This is a genomic window from Spiroplasma endosymbiont of Tiphia femorata (assembly GCF_964020225.1).
Taxonomy (GTDB): domain Bacteria; phylum Bacillota_I; class Bacilli_A; order Mycoplasmatales; family VBWQ01; genus Spiroplasma_E.
Genome location: NZ_OZ026544.1, coordinates 1,211,186 through 1,233,765, shown reverse-complemented (window position 1 = coordinate 1,233,765; position 22,580 = coordinate 1,211,186). Strand labels below are relative to the sequence as shown.

Below are 22,580 nucleotides of genomic sequence, written 5' to 3'. Positions count from 1 at the left end.
TTAAAGAAGATGATGAAAATAATAAAAAATAATTTAAGGTAATATCAAATTATGGTTAAAGTTACTTATAATTACCAAAATAGTAACATTGTAGAAGTTATAATTACTGGTCATGCTAATTTTTGAAAAATTGGAAATGATATTGTTTGTGCAGGGATTTCAGCCATTGTTATTGGTACATTAAATGCACTTCATGAACTTGATAATAATCAAGTTCAAGTAATTAATAATACTGCTGGATTAGTTAAACTTAAAGTTGCTAGTTTCACTAATAATAGTCAAATCATTTTAAAAACAATGCTTTGACAATTAAAAACTATTAAAGAACAATATCCAAAATATATTAACATAAAGGAGGTGTAATTATGTTTTATAAATTAAATTTACAATTATTTGCTTCAAAAAAAGGAGTGGGTTCAACTCGTAATGGTCGTGATTCACATTCTAAACGTTTAGGTGCTAAAATTGGTGATGGACAAAGTTTAAAAGAGGGAACAATTATTTATCGTCAACGTGGAACTAAAATTCACCCTGGTGAAAATGTAGGACGTGGTGGTGATGATACCTTATTTGCTTTAAAATCAGGAATTGTTAAGTATACTATTTTTAAAAAAAATAAAACACGAGTTTCAGTTATACTTGATAAAAAGTAAAAATAAATTTTTAATAATAAAAACCTATTTTCAATGCTATCATATTTTGAAGATAGGTTTTGTTTGTTTATTTTATGTTTAATGATATGATAGGAGAAAATAATGAAACATATTACTTTAATAATTACTGGTAGTATTGCAGCAAACAAAGCCTTAATTTTATTAAAACAATTAAAAAAAGAATTTTTAGTTGATATTATTTGTACTAAAAGTTCTTTACATTTTCTAGAAGATAAAACATTTTCTTATTATTCTGAAATGTTTGAACAAGAATCATATGTTAAAGGAGATTTAATTACTCACACTAATTTAGCAATTAAAACAAATTTAATTGTTGTTTATCCTGCTACTATGAGTTTTATTAGTAAAGCAAATTTAGCAATTGCTGATAGTTTAGCATTATCAGTATTTTTAGCTTCCAAAGCAGAAAAGATATTATTTCCAGCAATGAATCATAATATGTATCACAATCAAAGTTTTCAAAAAAATTTATTAGAATTATCTAATTTTGAAAATATTACTATTATTCCTCCAGATTCAGGAATGTTAGCCTGTAAGATGATTGGTGATGGACGGGTTAAAAGTCCAGATAATGCATTAACAATAATTAAAGATTTTTTTAAAAAAAGTATTGATTTATCTAATAAAAAAATTTTAATTAATATTGGTCGTACTAGAACTTATATTGATCCAATTCGTTATATTACTAATAATTCTTCAGGAAAAATGGGTAAAGCATTAGTAGATGCTTTTCTTAAAACTAACGCTAAAGTAGTATTAGTTGCAGGTGATTGTGATTTTGAAATTAAATCGCAAAAAAACCTAACTATTATTGAAGCAAATACTAATGAAAAAATGTTCTTAGCAATGAAAGAAAACTTTGATAATGCTGATATTGTAATATGTGCTGCTGCTTTAAATGATTATAAAGTAAGTAAATATATTCCTAATAAAATAATTAAAAATAAAAACGAAAATTTATCTTTATCACTGATTGCTAATATTGATGTATTGGCATTTTTAGGTAAGCAGAAAACAAAACAAGTTTTAATTGGTTTTGCTGCTCAAGAATTTAATGATAAAAATCTTGGTATCGAAAAAATGAAAATTAAAAATTGTGATGGTATTTGTATTAATAATATTAGTGTTATGGGTAAAAATGAAACAGAAATTAATTTTTATTTTAAAAATAATAATTATAATTTAATTGGTTCAAAAGTGGAAGTTGCTAAGCAGATAGTTGATATTATAAGTAAGAATATTTTAAATTATTAATATAATAAAAATAGAATTTATTGCTTTAATATTTTTTCCTAACAATAGATTATTTTAAAAAAATATTTATATAGCTAACTTTATAATAAAATTTGAATATGTAATTAATTTGTATCAATAAATATATAAGAAAAGGTTATATATTTAAGTGTTTTTTTAATTTAAAGGTACACATTCAAGTACAAAGTCTCTAATTTTTTTATTAATATCCTTAGTATTTTTTAATTCTTTTTCTAGTTTTTCTACAGTGTTTTTACAATCTTGTATTATTTTTTTTAGTTCTTCAATGTTTTCTTTTGAATGTTTTAATTGTTTTTCTAATTTTTCTTTATCATATTGAGATTGTTTTAGTTCTTTTTCTAATTTTTGGTTTTTATTTATATAATCTTTTAATTCTTTTTCTAATTGTGTTTTACTTTCTGTATTTTCTTGTATTATTTTTTGTAAATATCTAATATTTTTTTCTGCTTCTTTTAATTGTTGTTCTAATTTTTCTTTAATACCTTTAGATTCTCTTAATTCTGCTGCTTGTTTTGCTATAGTATATCTAGATTTTCTTAATTCTTCTTCTAAATTTTCATTATTATTTTTATAATCTTTAAGTTCTGTTTCTAGTTTTTCTTTATCATTTTCTACTTCTTTTAATTTTGTTTCCAGTTTTATATTATTATCTTGAATTTCTTTTAGTTCTTCTTCTAGTTTTTCTTTATTATCCATGTAATCTTGGATTATTTCTTGTAAATGTTCAATACTTTCTGTTGCTTCTTTTAAGTTTGTTTCTAATTTTGTATTTTTATCTTGAATTTCTTTTAGTTCTTTAACTTTATATTCAAAATTTTTGTTTTCTTTTACTGATTTTGTATAAAGATTGCTTATTTCGTCTAATTTATTACATGTTTCTTGTAATTTTTTATTTAATTTCTCAATTTTTTTATCACATTTATTGCTAGTGGTAATACCTCATCAACTATCAACATCAGATTTTTTTACTATATTTTTATCTTTATCATTTATCATTTTTAAAGTACCCCTTTTTAAATATAAATATTTATTTTTAATAATTGAGATTTATTAAAATATTTTTAATTAAATTTTCATTTATTTTTTCTTATAAATTAAAAAAATAATAAATATATTTAAACTAATATTATTAATGTTTTAATTTAAATAAAAGTAGTTGACTAATAAGTCAGTAATAAATTTTATTTTTTTAAATTACTTTAAATAAATCTCAAATAAAGTTTATATGTGAAAAAATCAATATACAATATATTTTTTCAAAGATAAAATTAAATAAAAAAACTATTGATTTGATTTTAATCAAATTAATAAAAACACCTATAAGTTTTATTTTAATATATAATTTTTCATATATGAAAATAACTTAAATGATATTTAACATTAAAAAAACATTTTTTTAATTTTCATAAAGCAAAAATAGTTTACAAAAAATATTAACTAGATATAGTAAATTATTATTTTTTTAACAATAATATCTGTATACTAAAATTATATGAAAAATAAAATAGTATTTTACACAAAAATGTTAACACTATATAATAAGAGTTATTATTAATATAAAAAAGGAGTAAGAAATGCGTTTTATAGATGTAACAAAATTAAAAGTTACTGCCGGCAAAGGCGGTGATGGTGTTGTTGCTTTTCGTCGTGAACTTTATGTAGCCAAAGGTGGTCCATCTGGTGGAGATGGAGGAAGAGGCGGTAATATTATCTTTATTGGTGATTCAGGTATGAATACTCTATTAGACTTACGTAAAAATAAAGAGATAACTGCTGAAGATGGTAAAAATGGTGCACCCAAAAATATGCATGGACGTAAAGGAACCAATACTTATGTAAAAGTTCCATTAGGTACTATTATTAGAGATAACAAAACTCAAAATATTCTTGGTGATATTATTAAAGATAAACAAGAAATAATAATTGCTGCCGGTGGTCTTGGTGGACGAGGAAATGCTCGTTTTGCTTCGGCAATAAATCGAGTACCTAAAATATGTGAAAAAGGAATGCCTGGACAACATTTTGAAATAATTTGTGAGTTGAAATTATTGGCCAATGCCGGATTAGTTGGGTTGCCTAACGCCGGTAAATCAACATTATTAGGAGCTATTTCTGCTTCAACTCCAACAGTTGCTGATTATCCTTTTACTACTCTTAATCCACATTTAGGTGTTGTTAGAGTTGATAAAAATAATAATTTTGTTATGGCGGATTTGCCTGGATTAATAGCAGGAGCTAGTTTAGGAAAAGGACTAGGTTTACAGTTTTTGCGTCATATTGAACGTTGTCAAGTTTTAGTACATATGATTGATATTAGTGATAAGACTCAAGATCATTTTTTAAATTATCAATTAATTATGAGTGAATTAGAAAGTTATAATAAAGATTTGACAAAAAAACCGCATTTAATTGTTGCAAATAAAATTGATTTACCAGATGCACAAACTAATTTAGAGAAATTAAAAGAACAAATTAAATTACCAATAATTGCAATTTCTGCTATGAAACATATTAGTTTGGATATATTAATTAAAGATATTGCTAAAGCTGTTGAAAAAGAACAACTGCATCAAGTTAATAATAATGAAAATAATGAAGAACATATTCTTTATGAATATACTAATAAAGAAGAAGTTCCACAAGTTATTATTACTAAATTTGCAAATAATCAATGAACTATTTCTGGTAAAACCGTTGAAGTAATATATCAAAAAAATCCTTTAAATAATTATCATAATATTTTATTATTTAAAATTAAATTACAAGATTTAGGAATTTATGATGAATTAAGAAAGCAAGGAATAAAAAAAGGTGATCATGTTAAGATTTTTAATTATGATATGATTTGAGAAGAAGAATAAAAAAAAGGGCAAAGGAAAATAGGAAATGGAAATAGTAATTAGTTTATTGGTAGTTATTTTAATTATTAGTAGTATTGGTGGCTTAATAATTTATATGCAAATTAAAAAAAGTCAGAATGTTACTAGTGACCCAATTGCACAAGACTTTTTAAAAATGCAAGTAGAAACTTTAAAAGAACAATTAAATGATTTTAAAACATCATGAAATGGTTCGGATCGTGATAAAACCGAAAAATTAATTAATTTAATGAGTAATATTGATAATTTTCAAAAAAATTTAGATAAAAAAGAAGATGATTATAAACACAATGCTGATGTCATTCAAAGACAAGTAGTAGATGTTATTAAAGATTTAGCAAAGTTACAAGAATCATCAACTGTTTTAGGAAAAATTAATGATAATATTCAAAGTTTACAAGAAGTTTTTATTAATACTAAAAAACGTGGTAATGTTGGTGAATTTGTTTTAGAAAAAATTTTGACTAATATGTTGGGTTCAAATCAAAAATTATGAGAACGACAATATAAAACAATTGATGGCAAAGTTGTTGATGCCTATGTAAAAACAGATTCTGAAAAAGAAGGAATTGCTATTGATTCAAAGTTTTCAATTGATAACTATCAAAGGTATTTAGTAAGTGAAGATATTAAAGTTAAAGAAAATTATTTAAAAGATTTTCGTAATGATATTCGTAAACGAATTGATGAAGTTGGAAAATATATTAATATTAAAAATAAGATTTCTAGCGCAGTAATGTTTATTCCTTCTGAAGAAATATTTGCTTTTATTTACGCACAATTTGCTGATGATATTGTTGAATATGCTTTTAAGAAACGTGTTTGAATTACCTCTCCTACTACTTTATCTGCTGTTTTATTTACAGTTGATAAAAATCGTAAAGACATTGATTTTAATAAAAATTTAGAAAAAATGGCAAAAAAATTACGTTTATTCAAAGATGATTTTGATCGTTGGGTTGATAGATGAGAAAAAGTTAAGGCTGGTTTTGATACAACTAATAAAGCCATTGAAACTTTAGATAAAACCCATAATAAAATTGCTGGACATTATAACAATATTTTTGAAATGTCTGAAGAAATAAAAGAGAGTGAATAATTATGAATTTAGAACAATATTTAGATGAAATTATTAAATTTTTACAAAGTGAAGTAAAAAAAGCAAATGCCAAAGGTTTAATTGTTGGTTTAAGTGGTGGTGTTGACTCAGCAGTAGTAGCATTATTGATTAAAAAAGCTTTTCCTAATGATCATTTAGCATTAATTATGCCTTGTTTTTCACCAGATATTGATTTAGAATATGCAAATAATTTAGTTAATATTCATAAATTAAATGCCAAAGTAGTTAATTTAAATAATGTTTTTTTAAGTTTTAAAAAAACATTAGAAACTGAAATTAATATAGAAAAATCAAAATTAATTTTAGGCAATTTAAAAGCTAGATTAAGAATGAATACTCTTTATGCATATGCACAAAATCATAATTATTTAGTTGTAGGAACAGATAATAGTGATGAATGACACATTGGTTATTTTACTAAATATGGTGATGGTGGTGTTGATTTATTACCAATTATTCATTTGTTAAAAAAAGATGTTTTTGCTGCAGCAAAGATATTAAAAGTTAGTGAAGAGATCATTATTCGTAAGCCAACTGCTGGTTTATGAGATGGACAAACTGATGAAATGGAAATGCAATTTAAGTATGAACAATTAGATCAATATTTACTAGGAAATAAATCATTAATACCATCATCAGTAATTAATAAAATTGAATTTATGCATCAGAATAGTGCACACAAAAGAATACCTGTACCGCAAGCTCCGAAATGAACAAGAAAAAAATAAAGGAATGAGAATATGGCTGGACATTCACAATATGCAAATATTAAACATCGTAAAGATGCCCAAGATAACAAACGTGGTAAAATTTTTCAAAAATTATCAAGAGAAATTTATGTTGCTGTTAAATTAGGTGGTGCAAATGTTGAAAATAATCCGCGATTGAAATTAATGTTAGAAAAAGCACGACGTATAAATATGCCAAAGGATAATATTAATCGTGCTATTAATAAAGCTAGTAATAAAAATGAAACAACTAATTATGAAGCAGTCACTTATGAAGGATATGGACCAAGTAATATTGCCATAATTATTCATTGTTTAACTGATAATAAAAATCGAACTGCAAGTAATATTCGAAGTTATTTTAATAAATTGGGTGGTCATTTAGCTGCTACTAATTCTGTTCAATATTTATTTCAAACAACGGGGGTAATTCAATTTTCAAGTTTATTATCAGTTGAAGAAATTTTGGAGTTAATAATTGATTTTGAAATTTTTAATATTGAAAAAAATGAAGATATCATTGATATTGAAGTTAATCCTAAACAGTTAAATGCTGTAACTAATTTATTAGAAAAAAATAATATTAATGATTTTATTACTAATGAAATTGTTAATATTCCCCATGAATTGATTACCATTACTGATCAACAACAAATTAAATTAATTGATATATTGTTAGAAACAATTGAAAATGATGATGATGTGCTTTCAATTGAACATAATTTTAAAAAATAAAAAGGTTTATTTTTCTTTTTCATCTAATTAATAGTAAGAATAGAAAAGGAGGAATAAGTCATGGATGAATATTTTTAGGTATTATTAAAGAATTTTATGAAAATAAAATTATTTTTGAATGTAATGATCATGGATATATTATTGAAGGTGTTAATTTACAAACATTACCATTAAATATTAAAGTGAAAATTTATGTTTATTTTCATCAAAAACCAACTTATGAACAATTTTTTGGGTTTGTATCAAAACCAATAAAAACCTTTTTTATTCACTTACTTAATATTAGTAATATTGGACCAAAAACTGCTTTAAGATTACTAAATCAACTATCACTTGATAGTATTAAGTTGGCTATAAGCAAACAAGATTATAAGATATTGCAACAGTGTAAAGGTATAACTCATAAAATTGCTAATAATATTATTAATTATTTTAGTAATCATATTAAACTAGTAAGTAATTTAACAACTAGTCAAAATGAAAAATCAGATTTAGTATTTGATACATTATTAAAATTAGGTTTTAGTTCAATAGTAATTAATAATTTTTTATTAAGAAATATTAATTGAGATTTGGAAGTTGAAGAAATTATTGCATTAGCTATTAAGGAAATAAAATATGGGTATTAGTAGTTTTAATAATTTTGTTGGACAAAATAATGTTATTGAACGTATTCTAATTTTAATCAAAGGTAGTAAAATTCAAAATATTGCTTTAAGTCATATTTTATTAATTGGTCCTCCTGGTATTGGAAAAACAACTATTGCACGATTAATAGCAGAAGAATTGCAAGTAAATTTTCATAGTTTAGAAGGAACAAGCATTAATAAAACTAGCGATATTATTAGTATTTTAGCAAATATCAAACAATCTGATATAGTTTTTATTGATGAAATTCATGTTGTTAACTATGAAATATTAGAAGTATTATATTCTGCATTAGAAGGTAATTTTATTAATATTATGATTGGTAAAGATTATAATAATAAAATTGTTAAAATTAATTTACCCTCTTTTACATTTATTGGTGCTACTAATAAAGTAGGAATCTTAACTAAAGCGTTGATAAGTCGTATTCTTAATATTTTACAATTATCTGATTATAATTATCAGGATATTAAAAGTATTATTTCACAAGTTTCTTTAAGTTTAAATTGAAAATTAGAAAATAATATAATAAATATTATTGCTAATCATTGTCGTAATATTCCGCGACTCATTATTAACATCATTAAACAATTGTATAATTATTGTGTTGTTATGAATGTAGATTTAAATGAAACTAATATTTTGCAAATTTTATTTTTTTTGCAAATTTATCCTTTAGGTTTAAATAGTTTACAATTGGCATATTTAGCATTGTTTAATAATGTAAATTTAGATAAAAGTTTGAGTATTGAAACTATTTGTCAACTTTTGAATGAAGAAAGAAAAAATCTTGAAATTCATTATGAACCTTGACTTATTCATTGTGGTTTAATTACTAAGACAACTAAGGGTCGTAAAATAACAATTATTGGTAAAGAGTATATTAATAATAATATAATTTTATTTAGAAAATAATTATTTTTGATATTACTGTAAAACAATTGTTATTTATAACGAATGTTGGTATTCTTATATAGTGCTTAAATAATATACAATCTATGTTTATACAAATAAAATGATTTAGGAGTGAAGAAATATGAACACTTCTTCTAGGACAAGAAAAACTAAAAATCTTGGATTTTTTTTAAGGATTTTTAGTTTAATAATTATTGTTTCTGCAATAATAATTTCAGTAGTGTTTAGTGCTAAATATGTTGAAAATAATAGTAAATTAAGTATTGAGTTTGCTGGTGGTTATCAAACACAAGTTCAATATGAGGGTAAAGGTAAACAAAAAGATGTTATTAATTTATTAAAAGACAGAGTTGACCCTTTAGGTACTAGTAACGTTTATATTGAAAGCATTACTAGCAATAATAATAAGTATAATTTAGCGTTGAGTAAAGATGCGGGAGTTGATATTTCTACTTTTGTTCACAGTGTATCACGACGTGGTTATTCTTATATTGTTGATAAAGATGGTAATGACTTATTAGCAACCGAAAAGAAAGATGACAAAGCTACTACTTGAACAAAAAGAGATAAAAGATTATTAACTAGTGATGTTTTTTCTGCTATTAAAGCTGTTAATAATTCTGTTACTCATCGCCCAGAACTTGTTTTTGATGTTAAAAATGATTCAGTTTTAAAAGAACTTACTTCTGCCAAAGAAAATACATTTTATATTTATTCAGATATTGGTCAGTTATTAGATTATATTCGAAGTAGTATGGAGGGTATTCGCTCCCTTGCTTTTATAATTGATAATCTTAAAAATGATACTGATGGTAAGATTAAAGCATCATTAACATCATTATTAGATAATAATACACCAGGTCTTGGTAAAGGTACTGATATTTTAGCTAGAGCTAAAGCACAAGACCCTACTTTAGCACGACTATTAAATCCTAATCAAAATGGTCAATTTGGTATTAATTGAATTTATTCTGATAATTTAGGTTCAGTTCATAGTCTTTCTGTTGATACTAATGATGAAAAAAATACATATGATCCTGCTAATCGCTTTGATCCTTTTGCTTCTCCTATTGTTGGTTCACCTATGAATGCATGATTGCCTTATATTAAAGATTTATTGCGTTTACCAGATGTTTCAGATATTTTACATGAAGATGTTATTGATTATCGTTATATTCCATATTGAGTTGGTGAAGTTAAAGTAACTAACAATAGTATTTCAATTAATTCAGATACTTTTAATCTTGAAACAGTTGAACAAATGAAAAGTGTTTTAACATCAGGATTGTCAAAAAATAATTTTACTATGTTATCTTATGCTAATGTTAGTCCAACGCTAGGTGCAACATCTTTAAAAATTGCAGTTGTTATTATTATATTAGTTACCTTTGTTCTTATGACTATTGTTCTGTTTTATTATCGTATGTTAGGAGTTATTGTTCTAATTATAATATCATTATTTTTATTATTTACTATTGTTAGTTTTGTTTTCATTAATGGCATAATTGCTCCTGAAAGCGTAATTGCTTTAATTATTGGTTTTGCACTATTATTAGATACGATTATTAATTTGTTGGAACGTTTTAAAAATGAATATATGCAAGGTAAAACTTTGATTAGTGCTTTTAAATCAGCAAATAAGAAAACATTATCTTCTTCATTAGATTGTAGCGCTATTATTTTAATTGTTAATTTAACTATTTTCTGATTTGGAACTCGTGCTATCAAAGGTTTTATTATTATGACTTCTATTGCTACTTTTGGTGTAATTATTTTTGGAATTATCTTATTAAGATTAATGTTATGAACATTATTACGAAATAACTGGTTAGAAAATAAACCTCAACTTTTAGGAACTAATAATATTAGTAGAAAAAGCACTATAGTTTTAAATAATTCAATAGATACAAATAATATTAAAAGTAGTGATAAAAAAATAAAAAAACAATTAATTTCAGAAAAATGTCAGCTTCAAATTAATTTTAAAAATAAAGTTAAAGAATTAATTAAAAAATTTAAAGTTGATAAACAGCAATTAAAAAAAGAACATAGTAAATCAAGATCAGTTTATAAGTCAAAAGTAAAAGATTTAAAATTAAATCTTTCACAAGAAATTAATAAATTGAAACAAGAATTAATTAATGCATTAAAACCGTTAAAAATTCAAATAGTTAAAGCAAAAGACAAAAAAATATTAGTTATTAATTTTAAAAATGTTTTTTCAAAACTTAAAATAAGTAACTGAAATTATTTTCATAAATTAACAAAATGAATTCTTTCAGGCTCTGCTGTTATTGTTCTTGCTTCAGGTATTACTTATGGTGTAATTGGTTTAAATTTTGGTTCTGGTTTTGATCAACGAACTGATTTTGTTGGAATGGGTACAATTACTCAAGATCCAAGTGATCCTAGTTACAATATTATTAAAGAAGCAGAATTAGCAAAAGATTTTATTAGTAAAGAAATTCAAAATAATAGTCAATTTAGTAAATATTTTAAAAATATTAATTTTTCCTTAATTGCTGGTGGTGAAGGAAAACCATATCAGTTTAAAATTATTGTTCAAACAACAGTAAATTCTCAAAGTATGCAGCAAAGGTTTAAGAATTTTTTAGGGGAGATTACTAGAAATTGAAAACAAGAATCTATTTTACAATGAGGAGAAATTGATCTAGTTGTTGCTAAGTCAGGTGTAGATTTATTAGTTAATATGATTATTTCAATCGCTTTATCTTTTATTGTTATTTTAATTTATATTATTATTAGATTTCAATTAACTTATGTTATTCCTTTAATTTTAGCTATTATTTTTAGTTTACTAATGACACTTGCTATTATTAGTATTTTCCAAATTGTAATTTCTACTTCAATTGTTGGAATATTATTGGGAGTAATGATTTTAACAATAATTAGTATTATGTCAATTTTTGATAATATTCGTGAAATTAAGATTAATAATAATCAAACACAAGTTATTAGCACAGAAGAAATAATTGAAATTTCAAATAAAAGTGTTCAAAAGGCTTTACCAAGAACATTAGTTATTAATGGTGTAGTATTAATAACATCAGTAATTGTTATGTTTATTATTCCTAGTTTCTGAATAGTTAGTTTATCATTATTAATAGGTTGTATAGTAAGTTTAGTATCATCTTACTTTATTGCTCCTTTTATTTGAATTTATTTTGAGAAATGAAGAGTTTATAGATATAAAAAACGTATTAATAAAATTAAAAAACATTTCATTGGTGCAGATGAATATGTTATTAAAGGTATTAATGAATAGGTGGTTGCAATGACAAAAGAATCATTAAAAAAAATTATTATTAATATTCCTGATTTTCCAATTAAAGGTATCCAATTTAAAGATATTAACCCAATATTAAGTAATCCAGAAGCATTTCAAAGTGTTGTTAATATTTTTGTAGATTTTATTAAAAAATGTGGAGCAACAGCAATTTTAGCACCTGAAGCAAGAGGATTTATTTTTGGTGCTGCTATAGCATATAAGTTGGGTATCAAATTAGTTCTTGCACGCAAAAAAGGTAAATTACCAGGTAAAACCTATAAAGTAACTTATGATTTAGAGTACGGTACTGCTATATTAGAAATGCAGCAAAATGTACTTTCAACAAAAGATAAAGTAGTAATAATTGATGATTTGATTGCAACTTTGGGAACAATTAATGCTTGTCTTAATTTAATAAAACAAAGTAATGCTCAATCAGTTGGCATTGCTACTTTAATTTCGCTTTCTGAATTTGCTAATAAACATCATTTTGATAATATTCCGCTGTTAGAAATAATTCAGTTTTAATAAGTAGTAAATAATGAATAATTTAACTTGTAAAGATTTTAACCAATTATTAGCGGAAGCAAAAACATTTATCAAAGATCCTAAGCAAATTACAAAAATTAAAGTAGCTTATGAATATGCATTATTAAAACATAAAGATCAATATCGAAAGAATGGTGATCCTTATGTTTATCATGTTTTATCAACAGCATATAATTTAGTATTATGACATTTAGATGTCTCTTCAATACAAGCAGGATTTTTACATGATATTTTAGAAGATACACCAACAACTTTTGATGAGTTAGTAGCAGAATTTGGTTTGGAAGTTGCTAATTTAGTTTTAGCTGTAACTAAAGTTAGTCATTTTGCAAAAGAAAAAAGAAATGAAATTAAAGCTAATTATTTACGTAAATTATATTTAAGTTTAGCTCATGATATTCGTGTCATTATTATTAAAATGGCAGATCGTTTACATAATATTAGAACTATTAATTTTTTAAATCCCGAAAAACAAATAATTATTGCTAAAGAAACTTTAGAAGTTTATGCTTCTATTGCTCATCGTCTAGGTATTCGTAAATTACAATCAGAACTAGAAGATCGTTCTTTTGCAGTATTACATCCTAAAGAGTATAAAAAAATTGATAATCTTATTAATTTGGATCGTGAAAAACGTGAAAAATTAGTTAATGAAATTATTAAAGAATTAACTAAAACATTATCACAACATAAAAATTTAATTTTTAAAATTTATGGTCGTAGTAAACACTTATATTCTATTTATCGTAAAATGTATTATTTTGGAAAAGATTTTGATGATATACATGATATTTTAGCAATTAGAGTTGTTACTAATTCTATTGATAGTTGTTATGCCATTTTGGGTTATATTCATCAAAGTTTTACTCCTGTTCCGGGTAGATTTAAAGATTATATTGCAACACCAAAAAATAATATGTATCAATCATTACATACATCTGTTGTTTTTGATAATGAAATTTATGAATTACAAATTAGAACTGAAGAAATGGAAGATTTTGCTGAAGCAGGTGCAGCTTCGCATTGAAGATATAAAGAAGGGGAAAATAAAAATCCTAAGAAACGTCAAGCAGAAATTGATGAAAAATTAAATATTTTTCAAGAAATATTAAATTTAAATGACTTAAATCCAAATGTTGATGAAAACATATTAGCAGATAATATTGCCAAAGATAATAATTTAGAAAAAGAAATTCGACAAGATATTTTTAGTGATTTAATTTATGTATTAACTCCAAATGGTAATGTTATAACATTACCATTTGGTTCAACTGTTTTAGATTTTGCTTTTAAAGTTCATACTGAAATTGGTGAAACAACAGTAGGTGCAAGAATAAATGGTATTTATTCTCCTATTAATACTGTTTTAAAATCAGGTGATATTGTTGAAATTAAAACTGCTAAAACTGCACGCCCTTCTCGTGATTGATTAAATATTGTTAAGACCAATTTTGCTCAACATAAAATAAAAAAATATTTAAATAATCAGCAAGAAAAATTTAATCAAGAAAATAAAATTAAAGATACAGAAAACAAAGAGAAAATAAAAAAAACAAAGGAAAAAATAGAAGAATATATTATTGAAAATCACATTCGTTGAAAAATTGCAAAACGTAATGTTATTATGTCAAGAATTAGATCATTAAAATATAAAACGTATGAAGATTTTTGCTTAGATGTTGCTAATGGAACTTATACAATTGAACAGGCGGTTACTACTATTTTATATAGTGATTCAGTAACATTTCAAGAATTAAAAACTAAACAACAAACAACAATGAATTTAAGTAGTAATAATGAAATTATTATTGAAAATGCCCCCAATACTAAAACATCATTGGCTCATTGTTGCTTACCTATCCCTGATGAACCAATTGCGGGTTATATTACTAAAGGGCAAGGTATTAAAGTTCATCGTTTAATTTGTCCTAATGTTAGTTTGCCAGAGCGTAAAGAACGTATTATTGATACTAAGTGAAATTTATTAGCAACCAGTCATCATCTTTATAATTCAAAAATTCAAATTCAATATTTAGATCGACCAGCATTGATGACTGATGTTTTAAATATTTTGGGCTATTTAAAGGCACAAATTCAAAGTATTGATGCTAATAATAAGCTTAAGGAAAATCATGGAAGTTTAAAAATTTTAATTAAAGTTTCTAATATTGAACGTTTACATCAAATTATTTCATCAATTAAAAAAATTCCTGATATTATTGCAATAAACAGAATAATTATGTAATATTTTAGTATAATATTTTCAGCATTTAAAAGTAAATTTAGGGTAAACATTAAGAGACAGTGTGGTTGGTGCAAACATTGGTTAACTAATTTTATGACATTAAATAGCTTGTATTATTAATTAATTAAATATGATAAATTATAATTAAGTGCATTTACTTTGTAAATGAATTAGGATGGTACCGCGTTAAGAAACGTTCCTTTATTTTAGGAACGTTTTTTTAGAAGATTTATTTTTTATTAAAAGGAGTAAAAAAAGTATGCAATTTCAAAAAGCAAGAGGAACACGTGATATGTATAATGAAGAGGTTATTATATATCGTAATATTATTAAATCTTTAACACAGTGTGCAATTAAATATAATTATCAAGAATTTATTACTCCTATTTTTGAAAATGCTCAACTATTTTTACGAGCCGTGGGAGATACAACTGATATTATTCAGAAAGAAATTTATCAATTTAATGATAAAAATGATAGATTATTAGCTCTTCGTCCTGAAGGAACAGCGGGTATTGTTCGTGCTATAATTGAAAATAAATTATATAAATCTAAGCAAACGTTAAAGTATTTTTATTATGGTTCAATGTTTCGATATGAAAGACCTCAAAAAGGGCGTCAACGTCAATTTAATCAATTTGGTATCGAAACTGTTGGTGTTAAACATCCTTTAGTTGATGTTGAAGTAATGATGATGGCCCTAGAAATGATAAAAAGTTTTTCAATACCAAATTTAACTTTAAATATTAATTATTTTGGATCTAATGAAACAAAAAATAAATACCAAATAGCACTTAAAGAACAATTATTAAATCAAAGTAAGCAATTGTGTGAAAATTGTCAAATTAGAGTTAAAGTATCGCCACTAAGAGTTCTTGATTGTAAAATTTGTACTAAATTAAATTTAGAAATACCATATTTAAATGATTTTTTAACTAATGAAGAAAAAACATATTTTACAACCATTATTAATAGTTTAAAAAATAATAAAGTTAATTTTATTATTGATGAGCATTTAGTTCGTGGTTTAGATTATTATAATGGTATTATTTTTGAAATAACTACTATTGATTCACGAATTGGTGAAAGTCAAAATACTTTACTTGGTGGTGGTAGATATGATAATTTATTTAATGAATTGGGCTCACCATTAAAAATACCTGCTATTGGTTTTGCAATTGGTATTGAAAGATTAATGTTATTATTGGTAGAAAATAAAAATATTAATAAACCACCAATTATTGATTTACAAATTATTGCTTTAAGCGAATTAGGATTAATAATAGCTTCCGATTTATTATTACAATTACGTAAAGAAAATTATCATATTGATATGGAATATAATTTATATCAAGATAAAAATAAGTCACAGATTATTGATCGTAGTTTAGCCAAAAATATACTATTTTTAAAAGAAAAAAATCAGGTTAGTTTTTATTCTTTTGTTAAAAAAGAAATGATAAAATTAATTTTTGATACTGAACAGCAATTGTTTAGTAAGGTTAAAAATCTATTATTAGAGGAGAATGAAGAATATGGAAAAACTCTTTAGAACTCATACATGTGGTAATTTAACGCAGGGTGATATTACAAAAGAAATTATTATTAGTGGTTGAGTTAAAGATATTCGTATTAATAAATTTGGTATTTTTATTGATTTACGTGATATGTATGGAACAACACAAGTCATTGTTAAACCAGATAACGGATATTATCAAGAAATAAAAAATGTTAAAGTTGAATCTGTTTTAAAAGTAATTGGAACAGTTGTCTTACGAAAAAATAAAGATGCAAAAACTGCTAATGATATGATTGAAGTAGTAGCAAAAGATATTGAAATATTAAGCAATTCTATTAATTTACCATTTGTTATTAAAAATGATAATACGCTTGCTAGTGAAGAATTACGTTTACAATATCGCTATTTAGATTTAAGAAGACCAGCAATGAATTATAATATTAAATTTAAACACCAAGTTCTTAGTTGCTTACGAACATTTTTGAATCAAAATAATTTTTTAGAAATTGATACTCCTTGCTTAACAAAATCAACACCAGAAGGTGCTCGTGATTTTTTAGTTCCTGCTCGTATTCAAAAAAAACATTTTTATGCTTTACCACAATCACCACAAATTTATAAGCAATTATTAATGATATCAGGTATTGACAAATATTATCAAATTGCTAAATGTTTTCGTGATGAAGATTTTCGTGCTGATAGACAACCCGAATTTCAACAATTAGACTTAGAAATGGCATTTACTACTAGTAAAGAAATTAAATTAATAGTAGAAAATATGATAATAAGTCTTTTTAATACTTTAAAAATTGGTAATATTCCCTCAACATTTTCATCGATTACCTATGATCAAGCAATGGATTTATATGGTAGTGATAAACCTGATTTGCGTTGTACATGTAAGTTAATAAATATTAATATTAACAATAATAGTGATGGATTTATTTATAAGGGTTTTATAGTTAATGATAAAATGAATGAAACAACTATAAAAAAAATAACAGAAATTAGCAATCAGCATGGAGGAAAAACATTAATAATTTATGACTTAATTAAGAAAAAAATTATTCATAATAATTCTAAAGTAAAGTTTGATGATTTAGTTTTAGCAGAAGAAATATCAAAAATAAAATATAATAATAATTTTTTAATTTTCGTATATGAACAACAAGATGTTGCTAATAAAGTTATGGGTGCTATTAGAAGTTTTTATATTAATGATTTGTCAAAACGAATTAATCATAAAGATTTTATGAATAATATTGAAAACTTTGAATTTATTTGAATTATTGATTGACCAATGTTTGAACAGGAAGAAAATAAATGACAAGCTTGTCATCATCCTTTTACAAGTCCAAAAAATCCTGAAAAATTATTAGATATAAAAAATAAAGATTTAGGAACTTTAACTGCAGATGCTTATGATTTGGTTTTAAATGGTTTTGAAATTGCTGGTGGGAGCATTAGAATTCATGATTATAAATTACAAAAAAAGATTTTTGAATTATTAGATTTAAGTAAAACAGAAATTGAAAATAAATTTGGTTTTTTCTTATCAGCTTTTAATTACGGAGTTCCTCCACATGGTGGTATTGCTTTTGGCATTGATCGTTTATTAATGATTTTAATTAAGAATGAATCAATTCGTGATACTATTGCTTTTCCTAAAAATAATCGTGGTATTTGTTTATTAACAAATAGTCCTAGTGAAATTTCATCTGATCAGTTATCAATATTAAATTTGGAATTTAAGAAGTAAAATTTTAATTTTAAAGTGATTAGAAGTTTAATAAAATTAGAAAATATAAATATTAAAAATCTCTAATGAAAAATAATTAAATTGTTTTTCATTAGAGATTAATTATGTAATTTAATTGAAATCAATTTTTCAATAATGTTAAATTAATAATTATTAATTTCAATTATATTTTTTTTGATATTTGTTAATATTCAAGTTCAATAAATGGTTCACTATCTTTGGTTTTTAGATGTCATATAGCTGGTAAATTTTTTTGAACTAAAGTAAAGACATTATTTGGTGGTAAGCATTTATAAAGTGAACCATCATTAGTTTTAGTTTTTCCATCTCCGTTTCATGTAGTAACATATAAAAAATTTGTATTTTTATTAAAAACTAATGATAGTACTCCCCCTTTTATTCCAGACATTGGTTTAAAGTTTGTTTCTTCTGCTAAACATTTGTAAACTTCACCATTACTAGGAGATTGATATGAACCGGTTCAAACTCCTGCATAAATATTATCATCATTGTCAAAAGTTAAAGAAGAAACAGATTTATTTATACCATCCATTTTTTTAAAAGTATTTTGATTTTTTTGATATTTATAAACGTTACCTTTAAAACTACTTTCTCTAGTACCTATATAAACATTTTCATTTTTATCAATAGCTATTGTTCATATTTCACCATATATTCCTAATATTGGTTTAAAGTTTGTTTCTCCTGCTAAACATTTATAAATAGCACCATGTCAAGAACTATTTCTAGTTCCAAGATAAAGATTACCTTTTGTATCAGTTGCTAAAGAACATATTTCACCAGGTATTATTAAATTTATTTTTGGAATTATAATTTTTTTATTATTATTTTTTATTTCTGCTTGTTGTTGATTTTCTATTAACTGTGTTTCTAATTCTGTAATTTTATTTGCAAGATTTGTAATTATTTTTCTTTTATCTAATGCATCTCTTTCTGATTTTGCATAGAGATCACTTATTTCTTTTAAATCATCAAGAGTTTCTTGTAGTTTTTTATTTAATTTTTCAATTTTGGTTTTATATTTATTATTAGTTAGACTTTCTTTTTCTAATATTTTCTTTTTATTATTTATCATTTTTTAATAAGTACCTCTTTCTTTAAATTAATATAAATATTAATTTTTAATATTAAGATTTACCAAAAATTTGATTTTTTATTATTTAATATCGTAGGTTTAGAAAAAAATGTAAAATATTGTTAATTAATTTAATTCATATAAAAATTAGTATTTTTATATTATTTATAAAGTTAAATTAGTAATAATAACATCATATATATAATTTAATCAATAATATATTACTAGTTTTGTTATAGATTTAAAAAAGTAGATTAATACTTAATTTTGTTGAAACAGTTTTATATAAATTAGTAATGATAAATTCTAATATTTTTTAATAGTTATTTTAGGTAAATCTTAATTAAAGTTTATATGTGAAAAAAATAATATACAATAAAAAAGTTTTTATTATTATTAAATAATAAAGAAATAAAAAAATAAAGATAGATGAAAAATAAATTTTATTTTTTTATTGATTACTAATAAGTATATGAGTAAGTTTACTGTTAAGAATCATGTACAATATTTTTACACAAGATTTATATAGAGAGGTGTTTAGATTTATGAAAAAATTTAAAAAAATATTAGCAACGACAGCTACTGTGGGAATATCAACAACAGCAACCCTTAGTACAGTTGCATGTGATAATTATTCATTACCACAATTAGACAGTAAATATGCACAATTATTAGGTTGATATGATACTGATGGTAAAAGTTTAATTTTACAAAAATTAAACTATGATAATACATCTGATAGTGAAAAATATTCGGTTATTGCAGATGATCACTTAATGAAAATTAATGATCTTTTTAAAAATAAATTGTTAAGAACAGGTGCACCACCTCATAAATATAGGGCAGAAAATGCTAATGCAGCACACTTTTTAAAAGATTTAGGTTTCAAAACTGGTGATGAAATTGGCGTTTATTCAGATGAAGAATATGCTGAAATTGTTAGTTTAACTGTTAGTATTAAAAATACTTTTCCAGGAGAAATTAAAGAAAAATACACCGAAGATAGTTTTGAATTAGAAGCAGGTACGTGTCAAATTGATATTATCAAAAATAATGAAATTTTAAAATCTTATATTATTAATACAGCTGACAATAAGGATTTAGATGTTAGTCAAGAATTTCGAAAAATTTTACCTGATTTGAAACTTTATAACAATGTGGGAGTTAAAAAAGGAAGTTTAGCCTCTGATTTTAAATTAGAATTTGCACCATATAAACAAAAGCAATGAGAAGCTTTAATTAGTTTATTAAATACAAAAGTTTATACATTTTTTTATGATGCTGCTAAAAATGGTAATAAAATTACTGGATTTGTTAATGTTCAGAGAGTGTGATTACAAGTAGATTTTGGGAAAGTAAATGCACTAAAAGATTCAAGAATTGGATCATTACCAGTTTTAGATTAAAACTATATTAACACAATTATATTTTACAAAAAGAGCAGTTGACAATGCTCTTTTTGTGTTAATTAATAAATTATTTTATCTAGTCTTATTTTAATATTTAAGTTTGTTGAATTAATTTATTTTTTCTTTTATTCATAAATAAAATAATTTGATATTTTATTTATGAACTAAATTTATAATTATCAAATAAGAGGGGGTGTTAAAATGATAAATAATGTTGTATTAGTAGGTAAATTAATGAATGAACCAGAAATAATACCAACCAGAGAACAAATTCCAACAAAATGGACCAAGTTTATAATGGCTGTTGAAAGACCTTTTAAAAATCGTCAAAATCAATTTGAAATTGATTTTATCACTATTAAAACTTGAATAGCTAATACAGAGGAATTAAAAACACTATTAAAAAAGAATGCAATTATTGGTATTAAAGGTAGAATTCAAACATTTGCTAATAAAGCTAATGATTTTTACTATACAGAAATTATTGCTGATCGTATTATTTATTTAACTTAAAAGTAATTAAAAAATGGTCTTAATTATTGAGTAATTAAGACTATTTTTATTTTTACTACTAATAAGTTTATAGTCACTTTATATTTTTTCAAATTAAAACGATATATAGTAAAATAAATTTGTTATAATTTTACTATAATTTATTAGTATAAAAGGTTAGGAGCAAACAAAATGAAAATTGGAATTGTAAGTGATTCAGCTACTGGTTTTACCGTTGAAGATATGAAAAAATATCCTGAAATAATAATTATTCCTTTAAATATTATTGAAGGAGAAAATGCTTATGATGATAATAACATTGATATTGATAGTGAAACAATTCGTAAAAAGATGATTGATGAACACTGTATTTTAAAAACTAGTCAAACTAGTCGTGGTAAACTTGAACAATATTGAGATAATGCTTTAAGTAAATATGATCAAATTTTATTTTTACCAATTGCTAATAATGCTTCAGGACAATATGCAAGTTCACAAGTTTTACAAAAAGAAGAAAAATATAAAAATAAAGTTCATATTTTAGAAACAGGTGCTGCTTCAATACCTTTAAAATTTATGGTTTTAATTGCTTTTACTCTTGTTAAAAATGGAAAAAAAATTCCTGAAATTTTAGGAATTTTAAATAAATTTCGTAAAACTTATGAATCTTATATTGCTCCTAATGATTTAAAATTTTTGGCTCGTGGTGGTAGATTACCAATGAGTAAAGCAAGAATTGGTAATTTTTTACGTTTTAAACCAATTTTAAGATGTAAAGAAACAATTGATAATATTGGTAGAGTTAGAACCTTAAGTAAAGCTATGGAAGAAATGTTAGATATTATTACTAAAATTAAAGACGTTACTAAAGAAACAATATATATTATTGATGGTTGATGTAGAAAAGATATTATTGATGAAGCAATTAAAAAAGTAAAAAATAGAGGATTTACCAAATATAAAGTTGAACCATTATGTAATATTTTAAAAACACATACTGGTAATAATACTATTGGTTTTTCAGTAGTACCTAATCAATGAGTAAAAGAAGTCTAATAAAAAAGTAGTTTTATAAAAGATTGATTAAGTATTCTGTTTTTTAGAAAATATATAAAAAACTTTAAATCTAAAAAAGAATGTTAGTAAAGGTTAATTTAGTTTACTAACATTCAGATTTTTTCAACTTATAAATAATAAAATATTAAATATTATGATTTAAATTCTTATTAATAATTAAAGTTTTAAACT

19 protein-coding genes are annotated in these 22,580 nt (G+C 23.5%); 17 read left to right on the top strand and 2 right to left on the bottom strand.

Features of this window, described 5'->3' with window-relative positions; all coding sequences use genetic code 4:
• Window positions 1-51 precede the first annotated feature (51 nt).
• The 3 genes from AACK83_RS07600 (at window position 52) to coaBC (ending at window position 1,928) form a co-directional block, all read left to right on the top strand.
• Window positions 52-363: a ribosomal-processing cysteine protease Prp gene (locus tag AACK83_RS07600; protein ID WP_338957480.1), complete on the top strand. Its 312-nt coding sequence runs from the start codon at window positions 52-54 to the stop codon at window positions 361-363.
• 2 nt (window positions 364-365) lie between these two features.
• Window positions 366-653 carry a 50S ribosomal protein L27 gene (rpmA, locus tag AACK83_RS07595; RefSeq protein WP_174481212.1) on the top strand — a complete coding sequence of 96 codons (288 nt, stop codon included), beginning with the start codon at window positions 366-368 and terminating at the stop codon, window positions 651-653.
• Window positions 654-755: 102 nt separating this feature from the next.
• On the top strand, window positions 756-1,928 hold the full coding sequence (gene coaBC / locus AACK83_RS07590) for a bifunctional phosphopantothenoylcysteine decarboxylase/phosphopantothenate--cysteine ligase CoaBC (RefSeq protein WP_338957475.1): 1,173 nt from the start codon (window positions 756-758) through the stop codon (window positions 1,926-1,928).
• Between the two features lie 156 nt (window positions 1,929-2,084).
• On the opposite strand, the gene AACK83_RS07585 is transcribed toward coaBC, so the two are convergent.
• Complete coding sequence (locus AACK83_RS07585) at window positions 2,085-2,945, bottom strand: hypothetical protein (RefSeq protein ID WP_338957472.1); 861 nt, start codon at window positions 2,943-2,945, stop codon at window positions 2,085-2,087.
• Window positions 2,946-3,523: 578 nt separating this feature from the next.
• On the opposite strand from AACK83_RS07585, the gene obgE reads away from it, so the two are divergent.
• The 11 genes from obgE (at window position 3,524) to aspS (ending at window position 18,335) form a co-directional block, all read left to right on the top strand.
• Complete coding sequence (gene obgE, locus AACK83_RS07580; RefSeq protein ID WP_338957470.1) at window positions 3,524-4,810, top strand: GTPase ObgE; 1,287 nt, start codon at window positions 3,524-3,526, stop codon at window positions 4,808-4,810.
• Between the two features lie 25 nt (window positions 4,811-4,835).
• Window positions 4,836-5,927, top strand: a complete 1,092-nt coding sequence (locus AACK83_RS07575) for a DNA recombination protein RmuC (RefSeq protein ID WP_338957467.1) — start codon at window positions 4,836-4,838, stop codon at window positions 5,925-5,927.
• A 2-nt stretch (window positions 5,928-5,929) separates the two neighbouring features.
• Window positions 5,930-6,676: an NAD(+) synthase gene (gene nadE / locus AACK83_RS07570; protein WP_338957464.1), complete on the top strand. Its 747-nt coding sequence runs from the start codon at window positions 5,930-5,932 to the stop codon at window positions 6,674-6,676.
• Between the two features lie 12 nt (window positions 6,677-6,688).
• Window positions 6,689-7,411 (top strand): YebC/PmpR family DNA-binding transcriptional regulator, encoded by a 723-nt coding sequence (locus AACK83_RS07565; RefSeq protein WP_338957462.1) that lies wholly within the window; start codon window positions 6,689-6,691, stop codon window positions 7,409-7,411.
• Window positions 7,408-8,040, top strand: a complete 633-nt coding sequence (ruvA, locus tag AACK83_RS07560) for a Holliday junction branch migration protein RuvA (protein WP_338959813.1) — start codon at window positions 7,408-7,410, stop codon at window positions 8,038-8,040. The genes AACK83_RS07565 and ruvA overlap by 4 nt, the downstream gene beginning before the upstream one ends.
• Complete coding sequence (locus AACK83_RS07555; RefSeq protein ID WP_338957460.1) at window positions 8,030-8,974, top strand: AAA family ATPase; 945 nt, start codon at window positions 8,030-8,032, stop codon at window positions 8,972-8,974. The genes ruvA and AACK83_RS07555 overlap by 11 nt, the downstream gene beginning before the upstream one ends.
• 121 nt (window positions 8,975-9,095) lie before the next feature.
• Window positions 9,096-12,260, top strand: coding sequence for a protein translocase subunit SecDF (gene secDF, locus AACK83_RS07550; RefSeq protein ID WP_338957457.1), 3,165 nt, complete (start codon window positions 9,096-9,098; stop codon window positions 12,258-12,260).
• Window positions 12,261-12,269: 9 nt separating this feature from the next.
• Window positions 12,270-12,791: an adenine phosphoribosyltransferase gene (locus AACK83_RS07545; protein WP_338957455.1), complete on the top strand. Its 522-nt coding sequence runs from the start codon at window positions 12,270-12,272 to the stop codon at window positions 12,789-12,791.
• A 13-nt stretch (window positions 12,792-12,804) separates the two neighbouring features.
• Window positions 12,805-15,057 (top strand): RelA/SpoT family protein, encoded by a 2,253-nt coding sequence (locus tag AACK83_RS07540; RefSeq protein ID WP_338957453.1) that lies wholly within the window; start codon window positions 12,805-12,807, stop codon window positions 15,055-15,057.
• Window positions 15,058-15,316: 259 nt separating this feature from the next.
• Complete coding sequence (gene hisS / locus AACK83_RS07535) at window positions 15,317-16,609, top strand: histidine--tRNA ligase (RefSeq protein WP_338957451.1); 1,293 nt, start codon at window positions 15,317-15,319, stop codon at window positions 16,607-16,609.
• Window positions 16,593-18,335 carry an aspartate--tRNA ligase gene (aspS, locus tag AACK83_RS07530; protein ID WP_338957448.1) on the top strand — a complete coding sequence of 581 codons (1,743 nt, stop codon included), beginning with the start codon at window positions 16,593-16,595 and terminating at the stop codon, window positions 18,333-18,335. Before hisS ends, aspS begins: the two co-directional genes overlap by 17 nt.
• Window positions 18,336-18,519: 184 nt before the next feature.
• Here aspS and AACK83_RS07525 read toward each other — a convergent pair whose 3' ends face one another.
• A complete protein-coding gene (locus tag AACK83_RS07525) occupies window positions 18,520-19,431 on the bottom strand; it encodes a hypothetical protein (RefSeq protein WP_338957446.1) in 912 nt (303 codons plus the stop codon).
• A gap of 545 nt (window positions 19,432-19,976) precedes the next feature.
• Here AACK83_RS07525 and AACK83_RS07520 point away from each other — a divergent pair.
• The 3 genes from AACK83_RS07520 to AACK83_RS07510 all read left to right on the top strand — a co-directional run bounded on the left by AACK83_RS07520 (window position 19,977) and on the right by AACK83_RS07510 (window position 22,388).
• The gene (locus AACK83_RS07520; protein WP_338957444.1) at window positions 19,977-20,837 is read left to right on the top strand and encodes a hypothetical protein; all 861 of its coding nucleotides are present in this window, start codon (window positions 19,977-19,979) and stop codon (window positions 20,835-20,837) included.
• A gap of 204 nt (window positions 20,838-21,041) precedes the next feature.
• A complete protein-coding gene (locus tag AACK83_RS07515; RefSeq protein WP_338957442.1) occupies window positions 21,042-21,353 on the top strand; it encodes a single-stranded DNA-binding protein in 312 nt (103 codons plus the stop codon).
• Between the two features lie 171 nt (window positions 21,354-21,524).
• Window positions 21,525-22,388 (top strand): DegV family protein, encoded by an 864-nt coding sequence (locus AACK83_RS07510; RefSeq protein WP_252319596.1) that lies wholly within the window; start codon window positions 21,525-21,527, stop codon window positions 22,386-22,388.
• The last annotated feature ends 192 nt before the right edge of the window (window positions 22,389-22,580 follow it).